The sequence below is a fragment of the Streptomyces sp. NPDC111507 genome, from assembly GCF_055638955.1.
Genome location: NZ_JBVKBU010000014.1, coordinates 75122 through 100163, shown reverse-complemented (window position 1 = coordinate 100163; position 25042 = coordinate 75122). Strand labels below are relative to the sequence as shown.

Sequence of the window (25042 nt, the reverse complement as noted above, 5' to 3'; positions counted from 1 at the left end):
TGTCAGGCGGGCCGGTCGGGTGGCCCGGGTGTCTGCACGTGCTCCGGATGCCCATGGGCCAGGGAGGGGCCGAGCGAACGCAGCGCGGCCAGCAGTCCGCTCAGATCGGACTCCGGCATCCGCAGCAGCGCGTCCTTGATCCAGGCGGCGCGCCGATCCCGCACCCGGTCGAGGGCCGAGCGGCCGCGGCCGGTCAGACTCAGGCCGACGCCCCTGCGGTCCTCGGTGCGCGGCGAACGGGCCAGCAGCCCTGCCTCTTCGAGCGTGTCGCACACCCGGCTCGCCCGGGAGCGGCTGATCTGCGCCCGCTCGGCGAGTGCCGCGAGCGTCAGACCCGGATCCGTGCCCACCAGGGTCAGGGCGCGCAGCAGCGGCGGCGAGAGTCTGCTGTCGACCGCGACCGCCGTACGGGCCGACACGGAGACCAGGATCTCCGCCGCGGCGGCGAGCCGGTCGGCGGCCTGGAGCAGGGCGTTGTCCCGTTCCCGGGGCGGTATGCCGTCCCGTACTTCGGGGTCCTGTCCGTCCATCCGTCCGCGCCCCTTGCTCGTACCGAGAACTCGGTGACCGGTCATGCCTCGCCTGGAGGCCCTGCCCTGCCGCGTCGGGCTGACACCGTTCCCTTGTGGGAATCGTGTGCGGAAGCCACCGGGACGGGGGAACATCGGGGTGACTGTGGAGGACTTCACGGGGTACGAGCCCCTGTGCAGCAGCGTCCGGACGCGCAATGTCCCGACGTACCGGCATCCGAGAGAGACCCACATGACCGAGCGCTTGGACGGAGCGGTGATACCGACTGGCTTCGACGTGCCCGTGGAACCGCTTCGGCGGGCGGCGCACTACACCGGCGAGCCGGGGTGCATCGCCGAAGCGCGCCATTTCGCCGAGCTGTTCGTCGAACAGCTCCGTTCGGAGTGGTGTGCCGAGATCGGTACACAGGCCACCGGCGACCTCCTGCTGGTCGTCAGCGAGCTGGTCACCAACGCGGACCGGCACAGCCATGGGCCGTACATCCTGGAACTGGAGGGAACCGACACCTCCGTGACCGTCATCGTGTACGACAGCAGCGCCGCCCTGCCCCGGCGCTATCCCCGGGATCCCGAACGCGTGGGGCGGCACGGCCTGGAGATCGTGCACGCGCTCGCGACGGAGGTGACCGTCGGGCGGGTACCGGTCGGAAAGTGCGTCAAGGCCCGGCTCGCCCTTCGCCGTTGACCCGGAGGGACGTACCAGTAGGCTCACAGCGGACCATGGCCGTCGTGGGTCATCCAAGGGGGGCGAGCGTGGCGGATCGCCTGCCGCGGACAGGTGAACGAGGCGCGGTGCCCCGGCAGGGGAGTGCGGATCCCCGCTGGGGCCTGGACGCCACCGCGGTACTGCTGCTGGTCGAGGACGACGCCGGAGACGCGCTGCTGGTGCGGGAGGTGCTGGCCGACAGCGGACTGCCGATGGAGGTCACCTGGTGCAAGTCCCTCGCCGAGGCACGCGTGTTCCTCGACGCCACGCCGTACTCCGTGTGCGTCCTGCTGGACCTGCATCTGCCCGACACCCACGGACTCAGCGCGGTCCGTCAGGTACGTGACGCCGCGCCCGACGCGGCCGTCGTGGTGCTCACCGGAGTCGCCGAGAACGAGGCCGGGCTCGCCGCGGTGGCCGAAGGAGCGCAGGACTTCCTGGCCAAGGACGGCCTGGACGCCGAGGCGCTCAGCCGCGCGGTCCGGTACGCCCTGCAACGCAAGCAGGTGGAGCGTTCGGGCGCCGAACTCCAGGCGAGCCGGCTGCTGGCCCGGGAGAACGCGCGCCTGGAGCGCGGACTGCTGCCCACACCCCTGCTGCGGGGCGCCGGTTGCCAGGTGGCCTCGCGCTACAGCCCCGGACGGGACCACGCCCTGCTCGGCGGCGACTTCTTCGACGTCGTCGAGAGCGAGGACGGTACCGTGCACGCGGTGATCGGGGACGTCTCCGGCCACGGCGCGGCGGAGGCCGCCCTCGGCGTGTGTCTTCGGGTGGCCTGGCGGGCCGCCGTGCTCTCCGGATGCGTGGGCACGCGTCAGCTCGAGCTCCTGGAGGAGATCATCGGTGCCGAGCGCGCCGCGGACTACATCTTCGCCACCCTCACCGTCCTGCGGATCGCCAAGGACCGCAGCCGTATGAGCGTGATCCGCGCCGGACACCCGGGACTGCTCGTGAGCACCTCGCGTGGCATCGAGCTGTTCGAGCCGGCCCCGGGCCCCGCGCTCGGACTGCTTCCGGGCCGGACCCACTGGCCGGAGACCGAGCTGCCCGCGCACGACATCAGCGCCGTGACGCTGTTCACCGACGGTCTCTTCGAGGGCGTCGTGGCCCCGGGCCGGCGGCTGGGAGAGGAAGGACTGCTCGCGGTGGCGAGGAAACACCAGGCCCTGCGCGGGCGCCCGTTCGCCGACGCGGTGGTCGAGGACGTCGCCGCGCTGACCGCCTCCCACGGCGGACTCGCCGACGACGTGGCCGTCCTGCACCTGGCGACGGACGGGATGTCATGACCCGTACGCCGAACGCCCCGGGGCCGGACGACGCCACGGCGGACACTCCCGAGGACGCGAAGCCCCCACGCGTCGCCCGGCTGACCGTACAGGGCTGGATCCACGTGGTGCTGGCCGCCAACGTGCTGCTGGTGATCGTCTTCGCCGTGTCCGGCGGTGTCCTCCAGGCCCGCGCCGACGACCGCACCGATCTGCTCACCGACCGCATCCAGCCGGCCCGCGCCACCGCCTACCAGTTGGAGACCTCGCTGGTGGACCAGGAGACGGGCGTACGAGGCTACGTACTGAGCAGGGACGCCGGTTTCCTCGATCCGTACGCGTCCGGAGCACGGGACGAGAAGACCTTCGAGGCCCGCCTGGCGACGCAACTCGCCGACCACGCCAAGGCCGCCGCGGACCTGAAGACGGCCGGACGCCTCAGTGATGCCTGGCGCCGCGACTACGCCGAGCCGCTGATCGAGGCGGCCCGCACGCCCGGCAGCGCCCAAGCCCCCTCCCTGGAGGCGAGCAAGGCCAGGTTCGACGAGATCCGGGGTCAACTCGCCACCCTGGAGAAGGACATCCAGCAGTTGCGCGACCGGACCCGCGTCTCAGCCGACGACAGCCGCCGGTCCCGCAACCTCCTCTTCGGCGGCATGCTCGCCGCCTTCCTGGCGAGCGGCCTCGCGCTGACCCTGCTGCTGCACCGGATCGTGGGGCGCCCTCTGCGGGTTCTGGAAGCGGCCTCGGTGGACGTCAGCGGCGGCGCGTTCGAGCGCAGGATCCGGCTCGACGGGCCACGCGACCTGGAAAGGGTCGCACGGGCCGTCGAGGAGATGCGCCGCCGCATCGTCGAGGAACTCTCCGCCTCCCAGGCCCGTGAGGTCCTCCTGGAGCGGCAGGCCGAGGAACTCGACGCCCAGACCCTGGAGCTGAAGCGCTCGAACGCGGAGCTGGAACAGTTCGCCTACGTCGCCTCGCACGATCTGCAGGAACCCCTGCGCAAGATCGCGTCCTTCTGCCAGCTCCTGGAGAAGCGGTACGGCGACCAACTGGACGACCGGGCCAAGCAGTACATCGACTTCGCCGTCGACGGCGCCAAACGCATGCAGATCCTCATCAACGACCTGCTGACCTTCTCCCGCGTCGGCCGCGTCGGCGAGGAGCTGGTCCCCGTCGCCCTCGACGACGTACTGGACCGGGCACTCGGCAACCTCAGCGTGGTCCTGGAGGAGACGGGTGCGCGTGTCGTACGGGAGGGTCCGCTGCCCACCGTGACGGGCGACGTCACCACCCTGACCATGCTCTGGCAGAACCTGATCGGCAACGCCGTGAAGTTCCGTCACCCCGACCGGCCGCCCGAGATCGCCGTCCGCTGCGAGGCGGAGCCGCAGGACGGACCGTGGCGGCTGTCCGTACAGGACAACGGCATAGGCATCGAACCCGAGTTCAGGGAGAAGGTCTTCGTCATCTTCCAGCGGCTGCACGGGCGCGACGAGTACGAGGGCACGGGGATCGGCCTTGCCCTCTGCCGCAAGATCGTCGAGCATCACGGGGGCGCCATCACCCTGGACGGCGCCGCCGGTGCGGGCACACGCGTGTCCTTCACCCTGCCCATGGCGCGACCGGAACCCGCCCTGGGGGCCGAGGAGGCAGCGCGCCCAGCCGAAGGAGCACACCCGTGAGCACCCCCGCCGTACCCATTCAGGTCCTGCTCGTCGAGGACGACCCCGGCGACGAGCTGATGACCCGCGAGGCGTTCGAGGACAACAAGATCCGCAACACCCTGCATGTCGTACGGGACGGCGAGGAGGCCCTCGACTTCCTCTACCGCGCCAACCAGTACACCGAGGCTCCGCGCCCCGACCTGATCCTGCTCGACCTCAACCTGCCCAAGTACGACGGGCGCCAGGTCCTGGAGCGGATCAAGTCCGACGACCAACTGGCCCACATCCCCGTCGTCGTCCTCACCACCTCCTCCGCCGAGGAGGACATCCTGCGCAGCTACAAACTGCACGCGAACGCCTATGTGACCAAGCCGGTCGACCTCGACCAGTTCATCGCCGCGGTCCGCCAGATCGACGACTTCTTCGTGACCGTGGTGAAGCTGCCCAAGACCATCTGACCCCCGCACCGGCCGGGGTCCATGAATGCGCGAAGTCGGGGAACAGGGACAACGGCGGCACAACCTTGCCGACCAGGAGATCTGTTGTCGAGACGCGAGGGGTGGGCCTCAGATGAGAAGGCGCGGGACGGGGCGACGAACAGGCGGTGGCACGCCGTGGTGGCCGGGCGGGGCGGGCACGGGACCGGCCGGGCCCTCCGGATGGCGGCGGACCGTGGCCGGCGGACTCGCGTGGGGCGCCGCCGCCGCGGCCCTCGGCGCGTCGGGGAACCGGACCGCGCGCCGGGCCGCGCTGCGCGGCATCGGCACCGTCGCCATCGCCTCGGCCGTGACCCGCGTGCTGGCGCGCCCCGCGGCCCGCAAGGCGCAGCCGCCGGGCGCGGCCGGCCGGGTCGCATCGGCCGCCGCGTTCGCCGTCGGCGTCCTGCTCGAAGCGCCCCGGTACGGCCTGTTCGCGGTGCCCGGCGCCGCGGCGCTGACCATGGCCCGCACGCGCTCGGGGGACCGGCGCCCCGGCGACGTGGCCGTGGGCGTCGCGATCGGTGTCGGCGCCGCCGCGCTGACCGCCCGCTGGTGGCCGGTCAAACCGGAGGCGGCGGCCGCGGCGGCACCCCCGCGGCGGCCCGCTCCGGCGCTGCCCGGGGGCGCCGGACTGCACATCGTGGTCAACCCGTCCTCCGGGCTCTCCTGGAGCGCCGACACCCCCGACGCGAGCGCGTATCTGCGCGCCGCGCTGCCCAAGGCCGAGATCACGGTGCCGCAGGAGGACCAGGACCTGGTGGAACTCCTGGAACAGGCCGCCCGGCGGGCCAAGGCCGAGGGCGGCGCCCTCGGCGCCTGCGGAGGCGACGGCACGATCAACGCCGCGACGGAGATCGCCGCCCGGCTCGGCCTGCCGCTCGCGGTCTTCCCCGGCGGCACCTTCAACCACTTCGCCGTCGACCTCGGCAACCAGACCCTGGAGGACGTCGTACGAGCCGTGCAGGCGGGCGACGCGGTCGTCGCGGACCTCGGGCGGGCCCGCGCCCCCGGCGGACCGGAGCAGGTGTTCCTCAACACCTTCAGCCTCGGCGTCTACTCGGACCTGGTCGGTGCCCGGGAGAAGCTGGAGCAGCGGATCGGGAAGTGGCCCGCGCTGGTGGTCGGACTGGCCAGGGTCCTCACCAAGGGCAGCCCCGTGAACGTCTCGGTCAACGGCCGCCCCAAGCGCCTGTGGCTCCTCTTCGCGGGCAACGGCATCTACCACCCCGCCGGGTTCGCCCCCACCTACCGCACCCAGCTCGACGACGGACTGCTCGACGTCCGTGCCGTCGACGCCGGCACCCCCTTGGCCAGGACCCGGCTGCTGCTCGCCGTCCTGACCGGCACCCTGCACAACAGCCGGGTCCTCACCACGGCGCAGGTGCGCGGCCTGCGGCTCGAAGTGCTGCACGGCGACCCGCGGTTCTCCTACGACGGCGAAGTGACCCGGGTCGCGGCGCCGAGGCTGGTGCTCGACAAGGTGACACGCGCCGTGACGCTGTACCGGCCCGCGGAGAAGGACCAGTGGCTGCGCTGACGGGGCTGAAGGGCCCCGGCCACCCGGTTCCTCCCGATCGACGTGGGCCGGGTCCCGCCCCGACTCCCGGGTACGGCGGGCGACTTGACATCGTTTCGGGGCGGCGGAAAACCGGTGGCGGATCGGGTTCGGTGCGCCGATGCTCGTAGGCATGGCCGACACCACACTTCCCCAGCCTCCTCAGCCTCCCCAGTCCGGGAACACCCCGTCCGAGCGGAGCTTCGGGTGGTGGGACATGTTCGTGCACCCGGACGACGATCCGCGCTCCGACGGGGGGTTCGTGGGGGAGCGGGACACGCTCGTCGGGTATCTGCGCGACCAGCGGCTGACGTTGGAGATGAAGTGCGCGGGTCTGGACGCCGAGGCGATGGCCCGGCGTTCCGTCGAGCCCTCGAACATGTCGCTGCTCGGGCTGGTGCGTCATCTGGCGGGGGTCGAACAGGCCTGGTTCCGCGGGGTGCTGGCCGGCCAGGACGCGCCGCGGCACTACCGCTCGGACGGCGACCCGAACGGCGACTTCAACGGCGCGGTACCCGACCCCGAGGTGGTGGCGGATGCCTGGGACACCTGGCGCTCCGAGGTGGCCTTCGCCGAGCGGTTCGTGGATGAGGCCCGTGACCTCGACATCACCGGCACCCACGACGACGAGCCGATCGCGCTGCGGGAGGTGCTGGTGCACCTGATCGAGGAGTACGCCCGGCACAACGGCCACGCGGACTTCCTGCGCGAGCGGATCGACGGGCGGGTCGGACAGTGACGGCGCGTCGGGCAGTGACGCACGGGTGACGTGGCTCGATTCCCCCGAGAGCGGAATGCCGAGCCGATCCCTTCCGTCGTGGCTCGGCGCTTCTAGGCTGAAGGGGTGAACAACCAAGCGCCGAACGAAGCCCGCGTCATTCCCCTCCGCCCGGCGACCGCACCGGCTCCGGCCACCGGCCCGGCGACCCGTCCCACCGGCCCCGCCGCCCCCGTGGCCGACGCGCCCCAGCGGCCCCGCCCGGCCCTCGCGCCCCGGCAGACGCCACGGGCGCCCAGGATCAGGGAGCCGCTGTGGCGCGACGTGGTGGGTGACGTCCTGCGGCGCGAGCGGCTCGCGCAGGAGCGGACGCTCAAGGACGTCGCCGACGCGGCTCGGATCTCGATGCCGTACCTCTCGGAGCTGGAGCGCGGCCGCAAGGAGGCCTCGTCCGAAGTCCTCGCGGCCGCCGCGCGCGCCCTGGGCCTCGGGCTCACCGATCTGCTCTCGCTGGCCCAGGGCGAACTCACCCGCCTCGCCCAGGTGCGGCCCGCCCGCCGCCGCACCCCGTCGGCCTCGCACCACAACGGCATGTGCCTCGCCGCCTGACCGGGCCGACCGGCCAGGGCCTGCCCGGCGAACCGCGCCGCGGACGCGGGCCCTGGCGGTGGTCCGGTCTCAGACCGTCGCGAGCCGTCGGCTCAGGACCTCGTCCGCGAGTCCGTATGCCACGGCCTCCTGCGCGGTGAACACCTTGTCGCGGTCCATGTCCGCGCGCAGGGTCGGCACGTCGTGGTGCGTGTGCCGGGAGAGGACCTCCTCGACCTGGGCGCGGATACGGAGCATCTCCTTGGCCTGGAGAGCGAGGTCGGACACCGTCCCCTGCCGGCCGCCACTCGCGGGCTGGCCGAGCAGCACACGCGCGTGCTCCAGCACGAACCGCCGCCCGGGATCGCCGCCGGCCAGCAGCACCGCCGCCGTGGAGGCCGCCTGGCCGACGCAGAACGTCGAGATGGGCGCCTGTACGAACGTCATCGTGTCGTAGATCGCCATGAGCGAAGTGAACGACCCACCGGGCGAGTTGATGTAGATCGCGATCTCGCTCTCCGGGCTCGACGACTCCAGATGGAGGAGTTGCGCGATGACGACGTTGGCGACCCCGTCGTCGATCTCGGTGCCGAGAAAGATGATCCGCTCGGACAGCAGCCGGCTGAAGACGTCGTAGGACCGCTCACCCTGCGGGGTCCGCTCGACGACGTTCGGAATCGTGTACGTACCCATGTCAGAGCCCCATCCGTCGCCGTGACGCGGCCGGGCGGACGTCGTCGAGCGACTCCACGACCCGGTCCACCATGCCGTACTCCTTGGCCTGTTCGGCCGTGAACCAGCGGTCGCGGTCGCCGTCCCGGGAGATCGTCTCCTCGCTCTGGCCGGTGTGCTCCGCGGTGATCCGCTCGATGGCCTGCTTCGTGAACTCCAGGTTCTGCGCCTGGATCTCGATGTCGGCGGTGGTGCCGCCGATGCCCGCCGACGGCTGGTGCATCATGATCCGCGCGTTGGGCAGCGCGTAGCGCTTGCCGTGGGTGCCGACGCTGAGCAGGAACTGTCCCATGCTCGCGGCGAATCCCATGGCGAGGGTCGCGACGTCGTTGGGGATCAGCCGCATGGTGTCGTAGATCGCGAGCCCCGCGGTCACCGATCCGCCCGGGCTGTTGATGTACAGGCTGATGTCGGTGCGCGGGTCCTCCGCCGACAGCACGAGCAGCTGGGCGCAGACCCGGTTCGCGGACACCTCGTCGACCTGGGTGCCGAGAAGGACGATGCGCTGCGCGAGCAGCTGGGCGGCCAGATGGTCGTCGAAGCGGGTCGCGGGGGTGTCGCCGTCCTCGGCGCGCGGTGCGTGGGCCGGGTACCGGCCGGTGATGAGTGGAGTCATCGGTCCTCCTCGTGGTGGCGCGGCTGGCGTCGCCGCGCTCCCCACTCTCGGACCGAAGGGCCTGGCGGATCAGCTTTCTCGGCCCGCAGCAGATTCGCCACGGGCAGAGGGGCTACGGGGTTGCCGTCACGGGTGCCACCCGCGTCACCGACGTCACCGGCGGCCCCGGCGGGGACCGGGGCTCAGGTGTCCGACCCGTGCTCAGGCGTCGGTGCGCAGGTCCCGGAAGAAGGACCGCACATCCTCGACCAGCAGCTCGGGCTGCTCCGCCGCGGCGAAGTGTCCGCCCCGGTCGAATTCCGTCCACCGCACGATGTTGTTCGTACGCTCCGCGATGTGCCGCAGCGGTACCTGGGGCTCGTGCGGGAAGACGGCCAGGGCGGTCGGCGTCGTCGACGGCTCGGGCGCGGTGCCCCAGTAGTGCGCGTGCGCCCGCTCGTAGTAGATGCGGGCCGAGGACCCCGCCGTGGCGGTCAGCCAGTACAGCATCACGTTGGTCAGCATCAGGTCCCGGTCGACGGCGTCCTCGGGGCGGTCCTTCGCGTCCGTCCATGCCCTGAACTTCTCTGTGATCCAGGCGAGTTGACCGACGGGAGAGTCCGTCAGCGCGTAGGCCAGGGTCTGTGGCCGGGTGCCCTGGAGTTCGGCGTAACCGGCCTCCTCACGGCGCCATTCCAGACTCCGTCGCCACGACAGCAGCGTGCGCTCGCGTTCTTCGGGGCTCAGCGAGGCCAGTTCCTCGGGAGTCGGCTCGGTGGCCGCGGACGATCCGGGCAGCAGGTTCAGGTGGACACCGACGAGCCGTTCGGGGTACGCCCGGCCCAGCTCCCGGGAGATGGCCCCGCCCCAGTCGCCGCCCTGGGCGCCGAACCGCTCGTAGCCGAGCCGTGTCATGAGCTCGGCGAAGGCGGCGGCCACCCGTTGGAACTCCCAGCCGGTGTCCCGGGTGGGACCGGACAGCCCGAAGCCGGGAATGCTCGGTACGACGAGATGGAAGGCGTCGGCCGGATCGCCTCCGTGCGCGCGCGGATCGGTCAACGGGCCGACGACGTCGGTGAATTCGACGATCGAGCCGGGCCAGCCGTGCGTGATGACCAGCGGGGTCGCGTCCGGCTCCGGGGAACGGACATGCGCGAAGTGGATCCGCGCGCCGTCGATCTCCGTCGTGAACTGCGGCCATGCGTTCAGCCGTGCCTGCGCCGCCTGCCAGTCGTAGTCGTGCCGCCAGTACCGTACGAGTTCGCGCAGGTACTCCCGCGGGACGCCGTAGGCCCAGCCGACCCCCGGCAGTTCGTCGGGCCAGCGGGTGCGATCGAGTCGGTGGTGCAGGTCGTCGAGGTCGCTCTGCGGGACGTCGATACGGAACGGCTCGATGCGCGCGCTGTCCGAGGCGGAGGAAGGGCTGGAGTGATCAGCGGAGGAAGTCATGTCCGCGCATGCTATAGCGCCCCTTGGAGTGCGCGGCGAACGACGCGATCGGCCGCCGCCTTCCCCCCCGGCGAAAGAATCCCGCGCGACGCCGATGAGTTTTGGGACGACGATCGGTCGAAAGAGATGACGAAACTTTTCCCGCCGCAGGAGGTACGTATGTCCGCCGACGGATTCACCACATGTCTGTGGTTCGACGGTCAGGCCGAGGAGGCCGCGCACTACTACGTCTCGATCTTCAAGAACTCCCAGCTCGGCAGGATCGTCCGCTTTTCCGAGTCCGAGCATGGCACCGCCGGTTCCGTGATGGCCGCCGACTTCGTGGCCAACGGACAGAAGTTCGTCGCGCTGAACGGCGGCCCGCAGTTCACGTTCGACGAGGCCATCTCGTTCCAGATCCACTGCGACGACCAGGAGGAGGTGGACCACTACTGGAACAAGTTCGTCGAGGACGGCGGCGAGGCGGGTCCCTGCGGCTGGGTCAAGGACAAGTACGGCCTGTCCTGGCAGGTCGTCCCGAGCCGGCTCATCGACCTGATCAGCGACCCGGACACCGAGAAGGCGGTCCGGACGACCCAGGCGATGTACAAGATGTCCAAGCTGGACATCGCGGTCCTGGAGAAGGCGTACGCGGGCGAGTAGCGGACCGCCGGCACGACGGGCCGGCCCGCGTGGGGCCGGTTCCCGGGCTCATGCCCGGGAACCGGCCCGAATTCGTCGGCGTGTGCCGAGCTCTTACTGGCCGAAGCCGTAGGCGAACAGGTGGCCGGTGCCCGTCGAGCCCGTCACGGGCAGCGTGATCGACGCCACCTGCTTGGATGCGTCGAGCGGGACCTTCGTGGCGAAGACGTAGGTCTTCACGTTGTCCCGGCCTCCGCTCCCGGTGTTCCGGTAGGCCGTCGTGACGGCCGTCGTGTCACCCGGGAGCGGCTTGCTCGACCCGCCGTTGAGTGTCCAGTCCGAGAAGCCGACGGTCGCCTGGGAGGTGGTGCCGTCGGTGTAGGCGACGGTCACCGTGCCTGAGACCCCGCTGCCGTCGGTCGGCGCGTTGGCCGCCGAGCCCAACAGGCCCAGCGACGCACCCGACGTACCGGCCGGCATCGGGATGGTCTGGCCGGCCATCTCCAGGTTGTCCAGCTGACCGGACGTCACCGTCGGCCAGGTGTAGGAGACGCCGTCGACCGTGGCGGTGGACCCGCTCGTGACACCCGCCGCCGACAGCGCGTTCTGCGAGAACGCCCAACCGCCGCCGTCGAAGCCGCCCGAGTAGCGGGCGCCGTCGGGGTAGATGCCCTCGTTGGTGTCGTACGGCCACAGCGCACCGGCCTTGGCCACGGCCACGCGGAGGGTGGCCCCGCTCACGGCCGTACCGGTGCCGTGGTCGGTCAGCGCGAAGGTGACCGGGAAGGTTCCCTCGTCCGCGCCCGCTGTCACGTGGACCTTCGCTTCGCCGCTGCCCGAGGCGGGCACCGTCACCGAGCCGGATGTCGTGTCCAGCGTGACGCCGGAGGGCGCCGTCGCCGTCCAGTCGACCGTGACGGCCTTGCCGCCGAGGTTGGTCAGGTCCAGTGTGCCGTCACCGGACGCGCCCGGCTGGAGCACCAGGCCGTCGCTGGAGGGGCCGGTCGCCGCCAGGACCCGGTCGCCGCCCGTGGTGTCGGACGGCGGCGCCGCCGACGGGTCGGACGCCCAGGACGTGTCGGGTTCGGTGCCGAGCGTGAAGTCGACCGTGCCCGCGCCCGCGAACTGCTGGTACGTCAGCCAGGAGGTCGTCCACTCCTTGTCCTTGACGTCGAGCGACTGCACGTACGGCGCGTCGGGTGCGGCCTGGGGCGCGGTGATCTGCACCGACTTGCCGTTGCCGAAGGTCACCTTGGCCACCGGGAACGCCGGGCTGCCGAGCGCCAGGGTGTCCGTGCCCGGAGTCTCCGGGTACATGCCCAGCTCGGACCAGACGTACCAGGAGCTCATCGCGCCGAGGTCGTCGTTGCCGAACGAGCCGACCGGAGCGTTGAAGTACAGGTTCTGCTGGGCCTGACGGACGGCCGCCTGGGTCTTCCACGGCTGGCCCGTGTAGTCGTACTCCCAGGGGATCTCCACGCTGGGCTCGTTGCTCAGGTCGGCGTCGGTGTTGCCGGGGCGCGTGATGTTGTCGAGCAGGCTGTCCAGGAAGGACGAGTACGCCTTGGCGCCGCCGCGCGCCTGGATGAGCTGCTGCAGGTTGAACGGGACCATCGGCGTGTACTGGGCCGAGGTGCCCTCCACGAAGCCGTTGGAGGTGCCGGGGGTGAAACCGGTCGCGAACTGGCCGTCCTTGTTCTTGCCCTGGACATAGCCGGTCTGCGGGTTGAAGACGTCCATCCAGTCCTGGGCACGAGTGGCGAACTTCTCGTACACGGCCGTCTTGCCCAGCGACTTCGCGAAGGCGGCGACGGCGTAGTCGGCGGAGTCGTACTCCAGCTGCGTGGAGACCGGGCCGTAGAAGTTGCAGCAGCCGTAGTCGTTCTCGTCCAGCGGGAGGTAGCCCTTGGAGTCCCGCACCGACTCGCCGGGGCGGTCGTTGTTCGGGGCGGTGGCCTCGTGCTGCAGGGCGGCGAGTGCCTTGTCGGTGTCGAAGCTCCGGGCGCCGAAGGCGTACGCGTCGGCGATGATGCCGGCGGCGGGGTCGCCGACCATCACATAGCTCTCGCCGTTGTTCGAGGCCCACTTGGGCAGCAGGCCCGTCTCGTCGTAGCCGTTGAGCATCGAGGTGACGACGTCGCTGGTGACCTTGGGCTCGACCATCGCCATCAGCTGGGTCTGGGAGCGGTAGGTGTCCCAGCCCGAGTAGTTGGCGTACTGGGCCTGCTGGCCTTTGGCCAGCTTGTGGACCTGGTTGTCCATGCCCATGTACTGGCCGTTGTCGTCCGAGAAGACGTTGGGGTGCAGCAGCGCGTGGTAGAGCGCGGTGTAGAACTGCACCTGCTGGTCCGAGGATCCGCCGCCGGTCCGGATCTTGTTCAGTACCGCGTTCCAGGCGTCGTGGTTCGCCTGCTCGACGGCGCCGAGGTTCCAGTTCTTGATCTCGGTGGTGAGATTGTCCGCGGCGTTGGCGTCATTCGTGTACGAGATGCCGACCTTCGCCCTCACCGTCGGGGTCGAGGAGGTGTCGAAGGTCAGGTACATGCCGTTCGCCCCCGTGGTGGGGGGCTCGACGGCGGCCTTGCTCGTGGTGGATGCCCCGGACCCCGCATCGGCGCTGGGCGCCGGGGACGGCCTGCTCGAGGATGTGGTGCCGCTCCCGTGCACGGTCGGGGAGGGCGCCGCGGGAACGGTGAAGTGCTTCTCCTTGAGCGGTCTCGACGGATGCGTCTGCAGGTTCTGCTGAGCCTTGCCCGCCTTCAGCGACGTCGCGCTGGGGTTGATGGTGCTGCCGACCCAGGTGCCGCTCGCGGTGAACGGCCGATCGAACTTGATGTCGAAATGCAGCGTGTACCTGTTGCTCGCGCCGCAGAAGTGACCGCTGTCGATCGAGCCGCTGATCTCCTTCTTGTTCACCACCTGGACTCGGGTTCCGTCCACCTGCGTGGCACCCCCGCTGAGCTTGAACAGCAGGTTCGCCTGCTGGCCCGCGGGGAAGGTGAAGGTGCCCAGCCCCGCACGGGTGGTGTCGGTCAGTTGGGTCTTCACCCCGTTCGCGTCGGTGACTTTGTAGTACCCGATACCCGCTTGCTCGTCGCCGTGGCTGAAGCCGACGGACGTGTCGCCGAGTTTGCCCGACAGCGCGCCGGTCACCGGCAGGACGGGCAGGTCGCCCGCGACGCCGCAGCCGGGGCCCGAGACATGGGTGAGGCTGAAGCCGGAGATCTTGTTGTCGTTGTACTCGTAGCCGCCGCCGGAGGGCCGGTCGGGCGTCGTGTCGGGACCCCACTGCACCATGCCGGCGGGCATGTCGGGGCCGGGAAAGGTGTCCACCGCACCGGAGGTACCGATGAGGGGGTTGACGAGGGACGCGGGGTCCTTCACCAGGGCCGGCGTCGCGGCGCTCGCGGCATGGGCGCTCCCGATCGCCGGGAGTGGGAGTACGGCGATGCCCAGGACGGACACCACCGCCAGGCGTTGGCGGAATCTCATTCGGTCACGTGGCGCCGTAGAACGTCGAGGTCTGACCATCGGTTGCCTCCGCAGCGGTTCACGATTCGCACATCGGTGCTGACGTCCTCGGGGAACGGAAAACGCCAGCGAGGGGCAACGGCGTCGGTCGCTCCGACGGCCTGACAACGTTGCCATGCACGAGAGTCGAGTGAAACGCGAGTGCTTGCGGCATGTCAACGAGGCCAACAAGACTTTCTGAGCGCGAAGTTCACAGAGGGATGCTCCGAGTGTCGTGATCCCGAGGCCGGCCGGACCGGCCAGGTGCCGTGCCGAGCCCTGAGGGAGTGGCCGTCTCGGCGAAGGCTCCTTGCGCTCGCGGCCACGAGCACACCTCACCAAAGACAGGGGCAAGGCGCGGTTGTTCGCGTCGCGACCCCGCTGCCCGGACCCAGCGCCTTGCACCCGGGGAACATCAGCGCCGGGAGTGTGGCGTCGTGTGCCCGGATGATGCCGGCCACGATGGCCAGACCCAGACCCAGACCCAGACCCAGACCCAGACCCAGACCCAGACCCAGACCCAGACCCAGACCCAGACCCCAGACCCAGACCCAGCCATGGCTATAGCCATAGCCATAGCCATGCGACGGGCCAGGACCCGGACCATGCTTTCGCCCGCGGTCAGGCCGAGTGCTACGACGCCTGGCGCACCCAGATCCGCGAACTGGCCGAACGAGGTGTCACCGAAGGGGAGTTCGGCTCCGACGGCCTGGACGGCTGCACGGTCCGCTGCCCGCCCTCGCTGACGGTCTTGCCCCGCAACGGCTGCGGCAGGCACCCCCGCCGAGCACCGAGGACGCGCGCCGCCACCTCAACCGTCTGATCGAAACGCAACCCTGACGGTGGTCGTGAGACGGTCGCGGGGTCCCGCACAATGGTGCCCGGCACCGAGCAGGAGGACCCCGCATGTCCCGCAACCCCGAACGGAAATACCGCGTCGTCACGTCGTTCCAGCGGTGGATCGGCAATCCGCTCCTGAAGCGCCTGCCGATCCAGACCCTGCTGGAGACCAAGGGACGCAATTCGGGGCTGCCGCGCCGGACCCCGGTCGGCGGACGTCTGATGGGACGGGAGTTCTGGTTCGTCAGCGAGTACGGCGAGCGTTCGCAGTACGTGCGCAACATCCAGGCGGACCCGAGGGTCCGGGTCCGCGTCCGGGGTCGCTGGTACACCGGGACCGCCCATGTGATGCCCGACGACGACGCCCGCGCGCGACTGAAGAGCCTGCCGCGGTTCAACAGCGCCGCGGTGCGGGCGATGGGCGCCGGTCTGACGACGGTGCGCGTCGATCTCACGGACTGATCACCGGCGTGCGGGGAATTGCGAGCCCGGCACGGAATTCCCATGTGCCTGTTCCGGAAAAGTGTGGGCACGGGCTTTGCGTGTCTTTCCGTGCCCACACTTCGGAGCTGTTCGGCAAGTGCGAGATCGATCATATTCAAAGGGATTGAACGCGCCCGGAGCGGCGCCGAAAGAACGCTACGGTTGAGCCTCGTCCCGAGCCCGGATCGCGTGCCGTATCGGCACCCTGGCCGCGCCGGGCCTATGACCTACGCGGCACGGTAAAGGCCGCGGCCCGTGCGACGGATCCGCGCGGTGCCGACCAACCGGTCGAGAGTGCTGCGGACCGCGTTGATGCTCCCACTGTCCGTGGCCCGGCCGAGCGCCGCCGCGACATCGCGGGCCCGTACGTCGGTGTCGCCGGCCCCGGAGAAGTAGTCCAGGATCTGCTCGGTGAGCTTGCCGTACTTGTTCTGCTCGCCCGTCACTTCGGAGGACTCCGGCGCGACTCCCTGGTCCTGGGGTGCGGCCGTGGGCACAGCCGGGTCCACCACAGAGGGGCCGGGCGCGGGCGTCGCGGCCGCAGCATCCGAAGAGCTCGATCCGGCGGGCGGCATGAGGATCTGAAGGGCGCTGAGAGCCCGCTGGACGGAGCCGAGGTGGGCGACGACCGCGGCCAGTTCCCTCTCCAGCGCCTGCTTCTGGACCTCCAGGCGGGCCAGGTCCCCCTGCAGGCTCTCGGCGGTGACCTCGATGTGATGTGCCGCGTGGGTGACAGACACCATGCGTTCCTCTCGTCCTCAACCCGTGTGATCGGGTCCGGGCACGGCTCGCCTCGAATTGTCCGCCCCCCCCACACGTACCACTCCCCATCATATGGGGGATCCATCTTGTGCCGTGAAGACGTCAGATCCATGCACACGGTGCCTGGGGCTGTACCCGGTGAATCCGCTTCTCCTCGAAGTCGCAGCCAGGGTTGGGAGCGTCCTGTCGCCGCGATTCCGGCCGATGCGAGTCCTGGTTGCCGACGGTGGTCCGGGCCAGGAGTTTCGCGGTGACGCCAGGGCCGCCCGGACACGTTGTGACAACGTTTCGTTCCGATGATGGTGGGCGCAGGGGCCGACCTCGGCGCGAACGAGGTGTCCGAACATCCCCTCTGTCCGATTCCGATCGACGGCGCCAAAATTTCCCGGCGGATCTGTCACAAACCTGGGATGCCCGTTGCGCGCCCACGTCCGGATCGCTGCTCGTGTCGAGCGGTTCCGGCATCCACGGGCCGATGTAGGTCTCCCAGCGCACACGGGCGGACTAGCCACGTTGATCGCCAGCCGGGTCGTCGCGCTCGACAGAAAGGCCACGGGGCTGAGCCGGGCGCGCAAGCACCTCGCGTCCGAACAGCGCGAGAACGTCGACGCGGGGGAGCACAGGCGCCTGCTCGAGGCGTTCGTGGCGGCGGCACGGCAGGGTGACGTCGCCTCGCTGGAGGCGCTGTTGACACCCGGGGCCGTGAGTCTGCCGAAGGCAACGGTCTGCGCGGCGCCGCTCGCGTTCCGGTGCTGGACGTGCGCGGGTGGCGAATCTGTCGACCGCGTTCCCGAGGTTCTGGGGCGAGGTGGAGGTGCGCTTCGTCGAGGCGAACGGACGTAGCGGGGCGCTGCTCTTCCGGGGTGGCCGCCCCACGACGTTCATGACGGTGGCGGCTTCGACTGAAGGCGTTCACCGGGTGATGTGGGTGTTCAACCCGAGCAAGATCGCCGCGTTCCTCGACTCGCCTTCGCGGTACGAGACCGCGCTCGGCGTGTGAGGGGAGCGATCCCGGTCAGATGTGGGCGAGGCGGGCCGCTCCCGCGCCGGTGCGGCCGCCGTGGCATGTCCTCGCCGGCCGCACCGGCATGGCGTGGGTGCGTCAGCGGTAGCTGGGAGCGGCCTCGTTCCAGGGACGTAGCTTGTCGGGGTTGACGACGACCCAGACCTGAACGACCTGAGGGCCGGCGAGGTCGAGGCTGATGACCGCGGCGACCCGCCGGTCGTAGCGCACGACCAGCCCGGTCCGCCCGTTGACGGAGTGCGGGTCCACCGTTGTGCGCGGACGCGGGGCCAACAGTGTCAGCAGACTCCGTGCAACCTTTTCCCGCCCGTGCGCGGGCCGTACCTGGGCCCGCACCTTGCCGCCGCCGTCGAAGAACGCCGTCACGTCCTGCGCCAGCGCCTCCATCAGCCGCTCCGGATCCTGGAGCGTGCACGCCTCGCGCACCTCGCACACCACCGCGTCCTGCTGCTCCGGTGTCGTCGGCCGCCCGCGCGTGGCCCGTAGACTCCGCCGGGCCCGTTCCGCCAGCTCGGAACACTCCGGCTCGGACTGCCCGACGATGGTCGCCACCGTTCCGGGCGCCATTCCGAAGACATCATTGAGCACGAACGCGGCCCGCTCGGCCGGGGACAACGCGTCCAGCGCCCCCAACAGCACCGTGCTGACCTCCTGTTCCAGCATGCGCCGCTGCTCACCGGCCGCGTCCTTCGGCTCCGTAGCGGGCCCGCCACGCCGCCGCCTGCCCGGCCGCGTCAGGCGCTCCAGGCAGATCCCGCCCACCACGTGTGACAACCACGCGCGGGGTTCCTCGATGACCGCCTGCTTCGACTCGGGAAGTCCGTACCACTGCCGATAGGCCTCATCCACCACTGCTTCGGCCTCACCGCCACTGCTCAGCATCCAGAGCGCAACATCCAGTAGATGACGCCGCTCGGCCACCAATTCCCCGATCGGCAGCGCCCCGTCGGTAAACTCCATGCCCGCCTCCTTCTCCGTCTCGAAAAGACGAGACCAGGCAGGCACAGGTCTTGTGACATCGCGGCGGCGACCGCGGCGGTGTGCCTCGGATGCCGAACCGGCCGGCGCTTCGGTGTCACACAAGCACGGTCCGCCCGGTCTCACGTGTCAGAGACCGTGACGCTGTTCTGAGCGGCACAGGCAGGATTGCGCCCCCAAGCGACCTCACAGCCATGGCCACAACGGTTCAGCGCAAAGAACGTGTCACCTGTCGTGCACGCGGGCGAACGCCGGGAGCGGCTTCCACGTGGTGCGGGGTCCCGCGCTCGCGTCTCCCCGGCGTGGGGCACAACACCGCACCGTGCGCTTGCGAACCCATCCACCTTTCCGCACAGGAGGAAGCTCATGGACTGGCGTGAATTGGCCATCTGCCGGGGCATGGACCCCGAACTCTTCGTTCCCATCGGCGCGAGCAGCAGCGTCGCGGCACTCGACCAGATCGACGAGGCGAAAGCCGTGTGCCACACCTGCCCCGTCATGCGGGAATGCCTGGGCTGGGCGCTGAACGTGGCAGCCGTGGAGGGAATCTGGGGCGGAACCACGGATGCCGAACGCCGTGCCGTGCGACGTCGCAGGGCACGCGGCGACCGCGCCGAGGCGAGCACCTCTGCTTGAACGCCGGCGCCGCCCCGGCATCACTGGTCCCTTTTCCTTGGGGAGACCTGTCTGTACGGCTTTCTCAGCTCTTCGTCGTGACCAGACGTCAGGCCCTCCTTCTCCAACCGCATGACCGCGACCTCGTCCTGCACGCTCGCGCGAACGGCATGCCGATCCGTGCGCGCGGAACAGCAGAAGGAAGTCGCCTACTGATAGCACTGACAAACACCGTTTCACATCGATGTCACACCTTCGACGGGTCAACGGTCATGACAGTAGACGCGGTACGTGATCCCACTGATACATGGAGGAGGAACATGAACCGTCCCGTACTCGAATCCTCTGCCCAGGCGATCGCCGATGCGACGGCCACCCCGCCGTTCCTGTACGAACTGGGCCCGGACGGCGCGCGGAAGGTGCTCGACGATCTGCAGTCCGCGCCCGTCGAGAAGCTCGATGTGCAGGAGAAATGGATCACGGTGCCCGCCGACGTCGGTGACGTCCAGGTCCGCATCGTCAAGCCCGCCGACACCGAAGGCACCCTGCCGGTCGTGCTCTATGTCCACGGCGGGGGCTGGGTCATCGGCAACGCCGGCACCCACGACCGTCTGGTCCGCGAACTCGCCGTCGGCGCGCGGGCCGCCGTGCTGTTCGTCGAGTACGACCGGTCCCCGGAGGCCAAGTATCCGGTCGCCATCGAGCAGGCGTACGCGACCGCCCAGTGGGTCACCACGAACGGCGCCAGGGAAGACCTCGACGCCTCCCGCATGGCCGTGGCCGGAGGTTCCGTCGGCGGCAACATGACGGCCGCGCTGACCCTCATGGCCAAGCGGCGTGGTGACGTGACCTTCGTCCACCAGTCGCTCTACTACCCGGTCACCGACGCGGGCCAGGACACCCCGAGCTACCGCGAGTTCGCGGACGGCCCCTACCTCACGGCGAAGGCGATGGCCTGGTTCTGGGACTGCTACACCACCGACCCGGCGCAGCGCGCGGAGATCACGGCGTCGCCGCTGCGGGCCCGGCTCGAGGACCTGCAGGGACTGCCGCCGGCGCTCGTGCTCGTGGACGACAACGACGTTCTGCGCGACGAGGGCGAGGCGTACGCCCGCAAGCTGACCCAGGCCGACGTGCCGACCACCAGCATTCGCTACAACAGCAGCCTGCACGACTTCATGATGCTCAACCCCGTGCGGGACACGCGAGCCACCGACGCCGCCGTGCAGCAGGCCGTCCGCTGCCTGCGCACCGCCCTCCACGACGACTGACACGCACCCGGCGTTCTCCTCGGCGCGGCCCTCCCCGGCCGTGCGCCAACCCCTCACCCGCGCTTCCGTCCGACCGGACGGACGAAGCAGTCTCCAGTCCGAAAGGCCCCGCCATGCAACGACCTTCTCTGCCCCGACGCGCCCGCGGCCCTCTCTCCCTCCTGGCCACGGCAAGTGTCGCCGCGGCTCTGCTTGCCACGTCGGTCGCGCCGGCGCGCTCCGGCAAGGGTTCTCCGCCGCCCGGCCGAAAGCCGACCGTCGTTCTCGTCCACGGCGCGTTCGCCGACTCCAGCAGCTGGAACGGTGTCGTGCAGCGGCTGTCGAGGGAGGGCTATCCGGTCGTGGCCGCGGCCAACCCGCTGCGCGGGCTCGGCATCGACGCCGCCTATCTGAAGGAGGTCTTGGCAGACATCGACGGGCCCGTGGTGCTGGCGGGACACTCCTACGGCGGGTCGGTCATCAGCGACGCCGCCCAGGGTGTGAAGAACCTCAAGGCGCTGGTCTACATCGCTGCCTTTCTGCCGGAGAAGGGCGAGAGCGCGGTCGAGCTGTCGGGCAAGTTCCCCGGCAGCACTCTGGGCGAGGCCCTGCGCCCCGCCCCGGCCACACTGCCCGACGGTTCCCAGGGCACCGACCTCTACATCGAACAGGTCACGTTCCACGACCAGTTCGCGGCCGACGTCCCGCGCAGCACCACCGACATCATGGCCGTCACCCAGCGACCGGTGACCAGTACCGCCCTGGAGGAGGCCGCGTCCGAGCCGGCCTGGAAGACCATTCCTTCGTGGGTCCTCGTGGCCACCCAGGACCGCAACATTCCTCCGAAGGCCCAGCTCTTCATGGCCGACCGTGCCCACGCGTACACCACCGAAGTACGGGCGTCGCACGCCGTGAGCGTCTCGCGGCCGGGTGAGGTCGTCCGCGTCGTCGAGGCGGCGGCGGGAGCCGCGCGCTGACGCGGCATCAAATTCTGAGGGTGGGGCTGCGAGTTGGCAGCCCCACCCTTCGTTGCCCGCGTGCCCACGGCGTCGACTCGTGAGCGGAGCTCAGGGCGCGCCGCGAGGGTGTGGTGACGCGGGCGCCTTCTCGGCGTCGGCGGCCCGAAGCTGCTTCAGGGCGTCGGACACCGACTGCATCTGTACGTCGAGCCGTGCGAGGGTGCCTCGCAGTTCGGAGATGCGGGCGGTGAGAGAGACGGCCTCCGCGGCCAGAGACCTCGCGAGGTCCGCGACGGAGAGCGGGGTGGGGGAGGTGGTCGTCATCGTGTGGTCCTGTCTCGGCGGGACGGCGGGAGAGAGGGCTGGTACGGGCTGAGGCGGAAATCCGCGACGGGGTGACTCTGTCGACGGGCCATCGCGGGAACGCTCACGCCTGCTGCTGTGCGAGCGCTTGGTCCGTCATTGACTCCGACCGGGGCAGAAGGCTGTTCAGCGGTACGGCGGGATCGGTGAGGGCGTCGTCGTCGAGCTCGGCCCCGGACTCGATGAGCGCGCGGATCGGGTCGATGACGTCCCATACGTTGACGCTCATCCCCGCGACGACGCGGTTCCCCGACATCCAGAAAGCGATGAACTGGCGCTTGTCGGTCGAGCCCCGGAAGAGCACACGGTCGTTTCCGCCGGGTTCGGTGTGGCCCGTGTACTCCATGCCCAGGTTGTACTGGTCCGTGTAGAAGTACGGGAGGCGGTCGTACACGGCGTGCTCGCCGAGCATGCTCGCCGCCGCCGTGCGGGGCTGGTGGAGTGCGTTGGCCCAGTGCTCGACGCGCAGATGACGGCCGTACCGAGGGTGGTAGGCGTTGGCGACGTCTCCCGCGGCGTAGATGTCGGGCGCCGAGGTGCGCAGATGCTCGTCGGTGACGATGCCGTCGCGCACTTCCAGGCCGGCTTCCCGCGCGAGGCGGACGTTCGGTGTGATGCCCACCCCCACGACGACGGCGTCGGCCGGCAGGTGGGTTCCGTCGGCGAGCAGCACCCCGTCCGCGCGGCCGTCGCTCGCGGTGATGCGCTCGACCTCCGCGTGGGGGTGCAGGCGCACTCCGTGTTCCGTGTGGAGACCGGCGAACACCTGGGCCGCCTCCCGGCCCAGGACCTTCTGCAACGGCAGCTCGGAGTGCTCGAGGACCGTCACCTCCGCCCCGGCCAGGCGGGCGGCGGCCGCCGTCTCCAGGCCGATCCAGCCGGCGCCGATCACCACGATTCGCGCGCCTTCGGTGAAGGCGGCCCTGAGCCGATCACTGTCGCCGACCCGGCGCAGGTACAGCACGTTCTCCAGGTCGGCTCCGGGGACCGGCAGACGGCGCGGCGTCGAGCCGGTGGCGAGCAGCAGCCTGGCGTACGCGATGCGTCGGCCACCCTCCAGTTCGACCAGTGTCGCGCGCGGGTCGACGGTGCGCACGGTCGTGCCGAGCAGCAGGTCGACGTCGTGGTCGGCGTACCAGTTCTCGGGGTGGACGTAGATCGACTCGCGGTCCTCCTTGCCCAGCAGATAGCCCTTGGACAGCGGGGGCCGGATGTAGGGCCTCTCCCGTTCGTCACCGATGACGAGGAGGCGGCCGTCGTAGCCGCGTTCGCGCAGGGCCTCCACGGCCGTGCCCGCGGCCAGGCCGCCTCCGACGATCACAAAGGGATTCACACCAGACATGGAGTTCCTCGTTTCCGGTCGTGCCATGGCGGGAGGCATGGTGCGCGACTCAACCTTCAGACCGGGTGATCGTCCATCTTGTGACAGGAGCGGCGGGCGCGAGTGTGAGGTGAGGGCAAGCGGGGATCACACGGTTGTCACACTTTTACGTGTTGCTTGGTCATACAGGTGCCGAGAGGGCTGCGCCGGCCGGCCCCGCTGACAGCCGATGTTGCTCCGCCACCTCGGGGGCGCCGCCGTCCACGGTGACTGGGGCGCGGTCCGGGCGGACGCCGGCGACATCGCCGACGCCCTCCCGCACCGCCGCGGCGGCCGGGTCCGCGCGGCCACCGGTGTCGGCGAACGGTGGCCGGCAGCCCGCCCTAGGAAGCCAGCCTGATGGTGGTCGGAGTGCCGCGCCACGCCATACGCGCGTAGGGACAGAGCGAGTCGGCCTGCTCCAGCAGCGGGGTCGCGATCTCCGGATCCACCTCCGGCCAGTTCACCACCAGAGCGATGTGCAGCAGATAGCCGCCGTCGTCCGGATCCCGTCCGAAGGAGACGGTCGCGTCCACCGAGATGGCGGCGGGGTCGAGTTCTTCCTGGCGCGCCACCAGGCTCAGAGCTCCGTGGAAGCAGGCCGCGAAACCGGCGGCGAACAGCTGCTCGGGATTGGTCGCCCGGCCGTCCCCGCCGAGTTCGGCGGGCATGCGCAGGTCGAGATCGAGGGCCCCGTCGGACGAGACTGCCCGGCCGGAGGCGCGCCCGTGGGAGGCGACGCCGCCGCTCACGGTCACGGTCGTCGTGTAGATGGGGGAGAAGGCCGTGCCCACGTAGTCCTTCTCCGTGGACAGGTTCGGCAACGGGAACTGCTCGGTCACAGGATGACTCCGGCGTTGTCGTGGCACGGGCACGGGCCTATGCCTGGTGACACGTACAGATAGGGCAGGGACGCGGTGGGGTCACCGCCCGCGGGTGGGGGGATCTTCTCTCGGCCGGCGAGGCAGAAGTCCCGTTGCCGGGCGGGCGCCTGCGCGTCGCTCACGACATGTGTCACGTTGCGCTGTCCTTTGGTCAGGGGACATCCGGATGCCGGATGACTGGTTGACCGACGAGTACGCGTTCTTGTGACATCCGGGCTGCCACGAGGTTGTGGGCGAGTGGCATTCCTGCCCGGAGGGGGACGGTCATCCCGGCGAGCCGGGCCCTGAATTGTCGAGAGCGAGGGCGAGCACGGACTCGTCGGTGGGGTCGGGCAGCGGCACGAAGCCGTGCGCGCGCAGTTCGCCGATCACTTCCGCGCGCGAGGCCGGCCACATCCAGAACGTCTCCGTGTGCTCGCGCAGTACGCGCCGTCCCGCGCGCACCCAGTAGTCGAACCGTGCGCGGATCCGCGCACCGTCGGCCGACATCACCATGCGCCCTCCGTACTCGTGCCGGCCGACCTGCTGCGCAGGGAAGTGACGCACGACGTCCTTGCCGGGGAGGCGAGTTGGTGGGAGCTGGAGGAGGAGCGTGCCGCCGGGGACGAGGGCGTGGGCGAGCGACGGCCACAGGGCGCGGCGCACGGCAGGCGCCAGACAGGCGACGGTGTTGTGGCAGACGGCCACGTCCGCGACGTCGCACAGCCCGGCCCGGTCGAGCGGGTGGGGATGAACCGTGACGCGTGTCCTCGACTCGGCGGGCAGCGAGGCCAGATGTGTCATCAGAGAGGTCCGCATGGCCCGAGCGGGTTCGACGGCGTGCACGCCCACCCTGGATTCGCGCAGACTCATCCACGTGACACGACCGGTTCCGGCGCCCACATCCAGGACGCCGAGGCGGGCACCGCGCACGGCGTCGCCGTAGAGGTGGTGGACCCGTAGCTCGTCCTGCTGGGCCTGGAGCACGTCGTAGAACTCGGCGCTGACGGCGTACTCGTTCAGCGCGGGCGCAGGATCCGGCGCCACGGAGATGACTGTGTGCATACACACCAAGACCGGCGGCACTTCGCTTTTGTGACAACCGTGTGTTTCGGTAGGGAACCGACGCA

The 25042-nt window shown here is 70.3% G+C and carries 25 protein-coding genes and 1 pseudogene; 13 read left to right on the top strand and 13 right to left on the bottom strand.

Annotated features, from left to right (window positions below):
* Window positions 1-2: 2 nt before the first annotated feature.
* Window positions 3-530, bottom strand: a complete 528-nt coding sequence (locus ACZ7M2_RS38870; protein ID WP_471599285.1) for a MarR family winged helix-turn-helix transcriptional regulator — start codon at window positions 528-530, stop codon at window positions 3-5.
* Window positions 531-762: 232 nt separating this feature from the next.
* On the opposite strand from ACZ7M2_RS38870, the gene ACZ7M2_RS38865 reads away from it, so the two are divergent.
* The 7 genes from ACZ7M2_RS38865 (at window position 763) to ACZ7M2_RS38835 (ending at window position 7529) form a co-directional block, all read left to right on the top strand.
* Window positions 763-1215: an ATP-binding protein gene (locus ACZ7M2_RS38865; protein ID WP_352051618.1), complete on the top strand. Its 453-nt coding sequence runs from the start codon at window positions 763-765 to the stop codon at window positions 1213-1215.
* Between the two features lie 68 nt (window positions 1216-1283).
* A complete protein-coding gene (locus ACZ7M2_RS38860; RefSeq protein ID WP_471599284.1) occupies window positions 1284-2522 on the top strand; it encodes a PP2C family protein-serine/threonine phosphatase in 1239 nt (412 codons plus the stop codon).
* The gene (locus ACZ7M2_RS38855) at window positions 2519-4186 is read left to right on the top strand and encodes a sensor histidine kinase (protein WP_471599283.1); all 1668 of its coding nucleotides are present in this window, start codon (window positions 2519-2521) and stop codon (window positions 4184-4186) included. The genes ACZ7M2_RS38860 and ACZ7M2_RS38855 overlap by 4 nt, the downstream gene beginning before the upstream one ends.
* A complete protein-coding gene (locus ACZ7M2_RS38850; protein ID WP_471599282.1) occupies window positions 4183-4626 on the top strand; it encodes a response regulator in 444 nt (147 codons plus the stop codon). The genes ACZ7M2_RS38855 and ACZ7M2_RS38850 overlap by 4 nt, the downstream gene beginning before the upstream one ends.
* Window positions 4627-4840: 214 nt before the next feature.
* A complete protein-coding gene (locus ACZ7M2_RS38845; RefSeq protein WP_471599281.1) occupies window positions 4841-6184 on the top strand; it encodes a diacylglycerol/lipid kinase family protein in 1344 nt (447 codons plus the stop codon).
* Between the two features lie 235 nt (window positions 6185-6419).
* Window positions 6420-6941 carry a DinB family protein gene (locus ACZ7M2_RS38840; protein WP_168500816.1) on the top strand — a complete coding sequence of 174 codons (522 nt, stop codon included), beginning with the start codon at window positions 6420-6422 and terminating at the stop codon, window positions 6939-6941.
* 105 nt (window positions 6942-7046) lie between these two features.
* Complete coding sequence (locus ACZ7M2_RS38835) at window positions 7047-7529, top strand: helix-turn-helix domain-containing protein (RefSeq protein WP_471599280.1); 483 nt, start codon at window positions 7047-7049, stop codon at window positions 7527-7529.
* A 69-nt stretch (window positions 7530-7598) separates the two neighbouring features.
* Here ACZ7M2_RS38835 and ACZ7M2_RS38830 read toward each other — a convergent pair whose 3' ends face one another.
* The 3 genes from ACZ7M2_RS38830 to ACZ7M2_RS38820 all read right to left on the bottom strand — a co-directional run bounded on the left by ACZ7M2_RS38830 (window position 7599) and on the right by ACZ7M2_RS38820 (window position 10284).
* The gene (locus tag ACZ7M2_RS38830; protein WP_388528179.1) at window positions 7599-8201 is read right to left on the bottom strand and encodes a ClpP family protease; all 603 of its coding nucleotides are present in this window, start codon (window positions 8199-8201) and stop codon (window positions 7599-7601) included.
* A gap of 1 nt (window position 8202) precedes the next feature.
* Window positions 8203-8856, bottom strand: a complete 654-nt coding sequence (locus ACZ7M2_RS38825; protein WP_352051625.1) for an ATP-dependent Clp protease proteolytic subunit — start codon at window positions 8854-8856, stop codon at window positions 8203-8205.
* Between the two features lie 201 nt (window positions 8857-9057).
* Window positions 9058-10284 carry an epoxide hydrolase family protein gene (locus ACZ7M2_RS38820; RefSeq protein WP_471599279.1) on the bottom strand — a complete coding sequence of 409 codons (1227 nt, stop codon included), beginning with the start codon at window positions 10282-10284 and terminating at the stop codon, window positions 9058-9060.
* Window positions 10285-10443: 159 nt separating this feature from the next.
* Here ACZ7M2_RS38820 and ACZ7M2_RS38815 point away from each other — a divergent pair, with 159 nt between their 5' ends.
* Window positions 10444-10926, top strand: a complete 483-nt coding sequence (locus ACZ7M2_RS38815) for a VOC family protein (protein ID WP_471599278.1) — start codon at window positions 10444-10446, stop codon at window positions 10924-10926.
* A 93-nt stretch (window positions 10927-11019) separates the two neighbouring features.
* Here ACZ7M2_RS38815 and ACZ7M2_RS38810 read toward each other — a convergent pair whose 3' ends face one another.
* Window positions 11020-14397 carry a GH92 family glycosyl hydrolase gene (locus tag ACZ7M2_RS38810; RefSeq protein WP_471599277.1) on the bottom strand — a complete coding sequence of 1126 codons (3378 nt, stop codon included), beginning with the start codon at window positions 14395-14397 and terminating at the stop codon, window positions 11020-11022.
* Window positions 14398-15321: 924 nt separating this feature from the next.
* Here ACZ7M2_RS38810 and ACZ7M2_RS38805 point away from each other — a divergent pair.
* Window positions 15322-15717, top strand: coding sequence for a nitroreductase/quinone reductase family protein (locus ACZ7M2_RS38805; protein ID WP_471599276.1), 396 nt, complete (start codon window positions 15322-15324; stop codon window positions 15715-15717).
* A gap of 248 nt (window positions 15718-15965) precedes the next feature.
* On the opposite strand, the gene ACZ7M2_RS38800 is transcribed toward ACZ7M2_RS38805, so the two are convergent.
* Window positions 15966-16481: a hypothetical protein gene (locus ACZ7M2_RS38800; protein WP_471599275.1), complete on the bottom strand. Its 516-nt coding sequence runs from the start codon at window positions 16479-16481 to the stop codon at window positions 15966-15968.
* Window positions 16482-16911: 430 nt separating this feature from the next.
* Window positions 16912-17075: pseudogene (locus ACZ7M2_RS38795) on the bottom strand (RNA polymerase subunit sigma-24); the annotation flags it as partial.
* 191 nt (window positions 17076-17266) lie between these two features.
* On the opposite strand from ACZ7M2_RS38795, the gene ACZ7M2_RS38790 reads away from it, so the two are divergent.
* Window positions 17267-17500 (top strand): hypothetical protein, encoded by a 234-nt coding sequence (locus tag ACZ7M2_RS38790; RefSeq protein ID WP_471599274.1) that lies wholly within the window; start codon window positions 17267-17269, stop codon window positions 17498-17500.
* A 102-nt stretch (window positions 17501-17602) separates the two neighbouring features.
* Here the strand turns inward: ACZ7M2_RS38790 and ACZ7M2_RS38785 are convergent, their stop codons facing one another.
* Entirely contained in the window at window positions 17603-18484 is an 882-nt protein-coding gene (locus ACZ7M2_RS38785; protein WP_471599273.1) for a sigma-70 family RNA polymerase sigma factor family protein, read from the bottom strand.
* A gap of 384 nt (window positions 18485-18868) precedes the next feature.
* On the opposite strand from ACZ7M2_RS38785, the gene ACZ7M2_RS38780 reads away from it, so the two are divergent.
* From ACZ7M2_RS38780 to ACZ7M2_RS38770, 3 genes are all read left to right on the top strand, one after another.
* Entirely contained in the window at window positions 18869-19138 is a 270-nt protein-coding gene (locus ACZ7M2_RS38780; protein ID WP_471599272.1) for a WhiB family transcriptional regulator, read from the top strand.
* Between the two features lie 299 nt (window positions 19139-19437).
* Window positions 19438-20388: an alpha/beta hydrolase gene (locus tag ACZ7M2_RS38775; RefSeq protein ID WP_471599271.1), complete on the top strand. Its 951-nt coding sequence runs from the start codon at window positions 19438-19440 to the stop codon at window positions 20386-20388.
* Between the two features lie 113 nt (window positions 20389-20501).
* Window positions 20502-21344, top strand: coding sequence for an alpha/beta fold hydrolase (locus ACZ7M2_RS38770; protein WP_471599270.1), 843 nt, complete (start codon window positions 20502-20504; stop codon window positions 21342-21344).
* Between the two features lie 90 nt (window positions 21345-21434).
* On the opposite strand, the gene ACZ7M2_RS38765 is transcribed toward ACZ7M2_RS38770, so the two are convergent.
* From ACZ7M2_RS38765 to ACZ7M2_RS38745, 5 genes are all read right to left on the bottom strand, one after another.
* On the bottom strand, window positions 21435-21650 hold the full coding sequence (locus ACZ7M2_RS38765) for a hypothetical protein (RefSeq protein ID WP_471599269.1): 216 nt from the start codon (window positions 21648-21650) through the stop codon (window positions 21435-21437).
* A gap of 103 nt (window positions 21651-21753) precedes the next feature.
* Entirely contained in the window at window positions 21754-23031 is a 1278-nt protein-coding gene (locus ACZ7M2_RS38760; protein ID WP_471599268.1) for an NAD(P)/FAD-dependent oxidoreductase, read from the bottom strand.
* 362 nt (window positions 23032-23393) lie between these two features.
* Entirely contained in the window at window positions 23394-23891 is a 498-nt protein-coding gene (locus ACZ7M2_RS38755; protein ID WP_352050244.1) for an Ohr family peroxiredoxin, read from the bottom strand.
* Entirely contained in the window at window positions 23888-24067 is a 180-nt protein-coding gene (locus ACZ7M2_RS38750; RefSeq protein ID WP_471599267.1) for a hypothetical protein, read from the bottom strand. The genes ACZ7M2_RS38755 and ACZ7M2_RS38750 overlap by 4 nt, the downstream gene beginning before the upstream one ends.
* 130 nt (window positions 24068-24197) lie before the next feature.
* Window positions 24198-24959, bottom strand: coding sequence for a methyltransferase (locus tag ACZ7M2_RS38745; protein WP_471599266.1), 762 nt, complete (start codon window positions 24957-24959; stop codon window positions 24198-24200).
* Window positions 24960-25042 lie beyond the last annotated feature (83 nt).

Coding starts and splice junctions, on each gene's coding strand:
- ACZ7M2_RS38870 (WP_471599285.1), bottom strand. CDS start 530: ATGGACGGACAGGACCCCGAAGTACGGGACGGCATACCGCCCCGGGAA.
- ACZ7M2_RS38865 (WP_352051618.1), top strand. CDS start 763: ATGACCGAGCGCTTGGACGGAGCGGTGATACCGACTGGCTTCGACGTG.
- ACZ7M2_RS38855 (WP_471599283.1), top strand. CDS start 2,519: ATGACCCGTACGCCGAACGCCCCGGGGCCGGACGACGCCACGGCGGAC.
- ACZ7M2_RS38840 (WP_168500816.1), top strand. CDS start 6,420: ATGTTCGTGCACCCGGACGACGATCCGCGCTCCGACGGGGGGTTCGTG.
- ACZ7M2_RS38830 (WP_388528179.1), bottom strand. CDS start 8,201: ATGGGTACGTACACGATTCCGAACGTCGTCGAGCGGACCCCGCAGGGT.
- ACZ7M2_RS38825 (WP_352051625.1), bottom strand. CDS start 8,856: ATGACTCCACTCATCACCGGCCGGTACCCGGCCCACGCACCGCGCGCC.
- ACZ7M2_RS38820 (WP_471599279.1), bottom strand. CDS start 10,284: ATGACTTCCTCCGCTGATCACTCCAGCCCTTCCTCCGCCTCGGACAGC.
- ACZ7M2_RS38815 (WP_471599278.1), top strand. CDS start 10,444: ATGTCCGCCGACGGATTCACCACATGTCTGTGGTTCGACGGTCAGGCC.
- ACZ7M2_RS38810 (WP_471599277.1), bottom strand. CDS start 14,397: ATGAGATTCCGCCAACGCCTGGCGGTGGTGTCCGTCCTGGGCATCGCC.
- ACZ7M2_RS38805 (WP_471599276.1), top strand. CDS start 15,322: ATGTCCCGCAACCCCGAACGGAAATACCGCGTCGTCACGTCGTTCCAG.
- ACZ7M2_RS38800 (WP_471599275.1), bottom strand. CDS start 16,481: ATGGTGTCTGTCACCCACGCGGCACATCACATCGAGGTCACCGCCGAG.
- ACZ7M2_RS38785 (WP_471599273.1), bottom strand. CDS start 18,484: ATGGAGTTTACCGACGGGGCGCTGCCGATCGGGGAATTGGTGGCCGAG.
- ACZ7M2_RS38780 (WP_471599272.1), top strand. CDS start 18,869: ATGGACTGGCGTGAATTGGCCATCTGCCGGGGCATGGACCCCGAACTC.
- ACZ7M2_RS38775 (WP_471599271.1), top strand. CDS start 19,438: ATGAACCGTCCCGTACTCGAATCCTCTGCCCAGGCGATCGCCGATGCG.
- ACZ7M2_RS38770 (WP_471599270.1), top strand. CDS start 20,502: ATGCAACGACCTTCTCTGCCCCGACGCGCCCGCGGCCCTCTCTCCCTC.
- ACZ7M2_RS38765 (WP_471599269.1), bottom strand. CDS start 21,650: ATGACGACCACCTCCCCCACCCCGCTCTCCGTCGCGGACCTCGCGAGG.
- ACZ7M2_RS38760 (WP_471599268.1), bottom strand. CDS start 23,031: ATGTCTGGTGTGAATCCCTTTGTGATCGTCGGAGGCGGCCTGGCCGCG.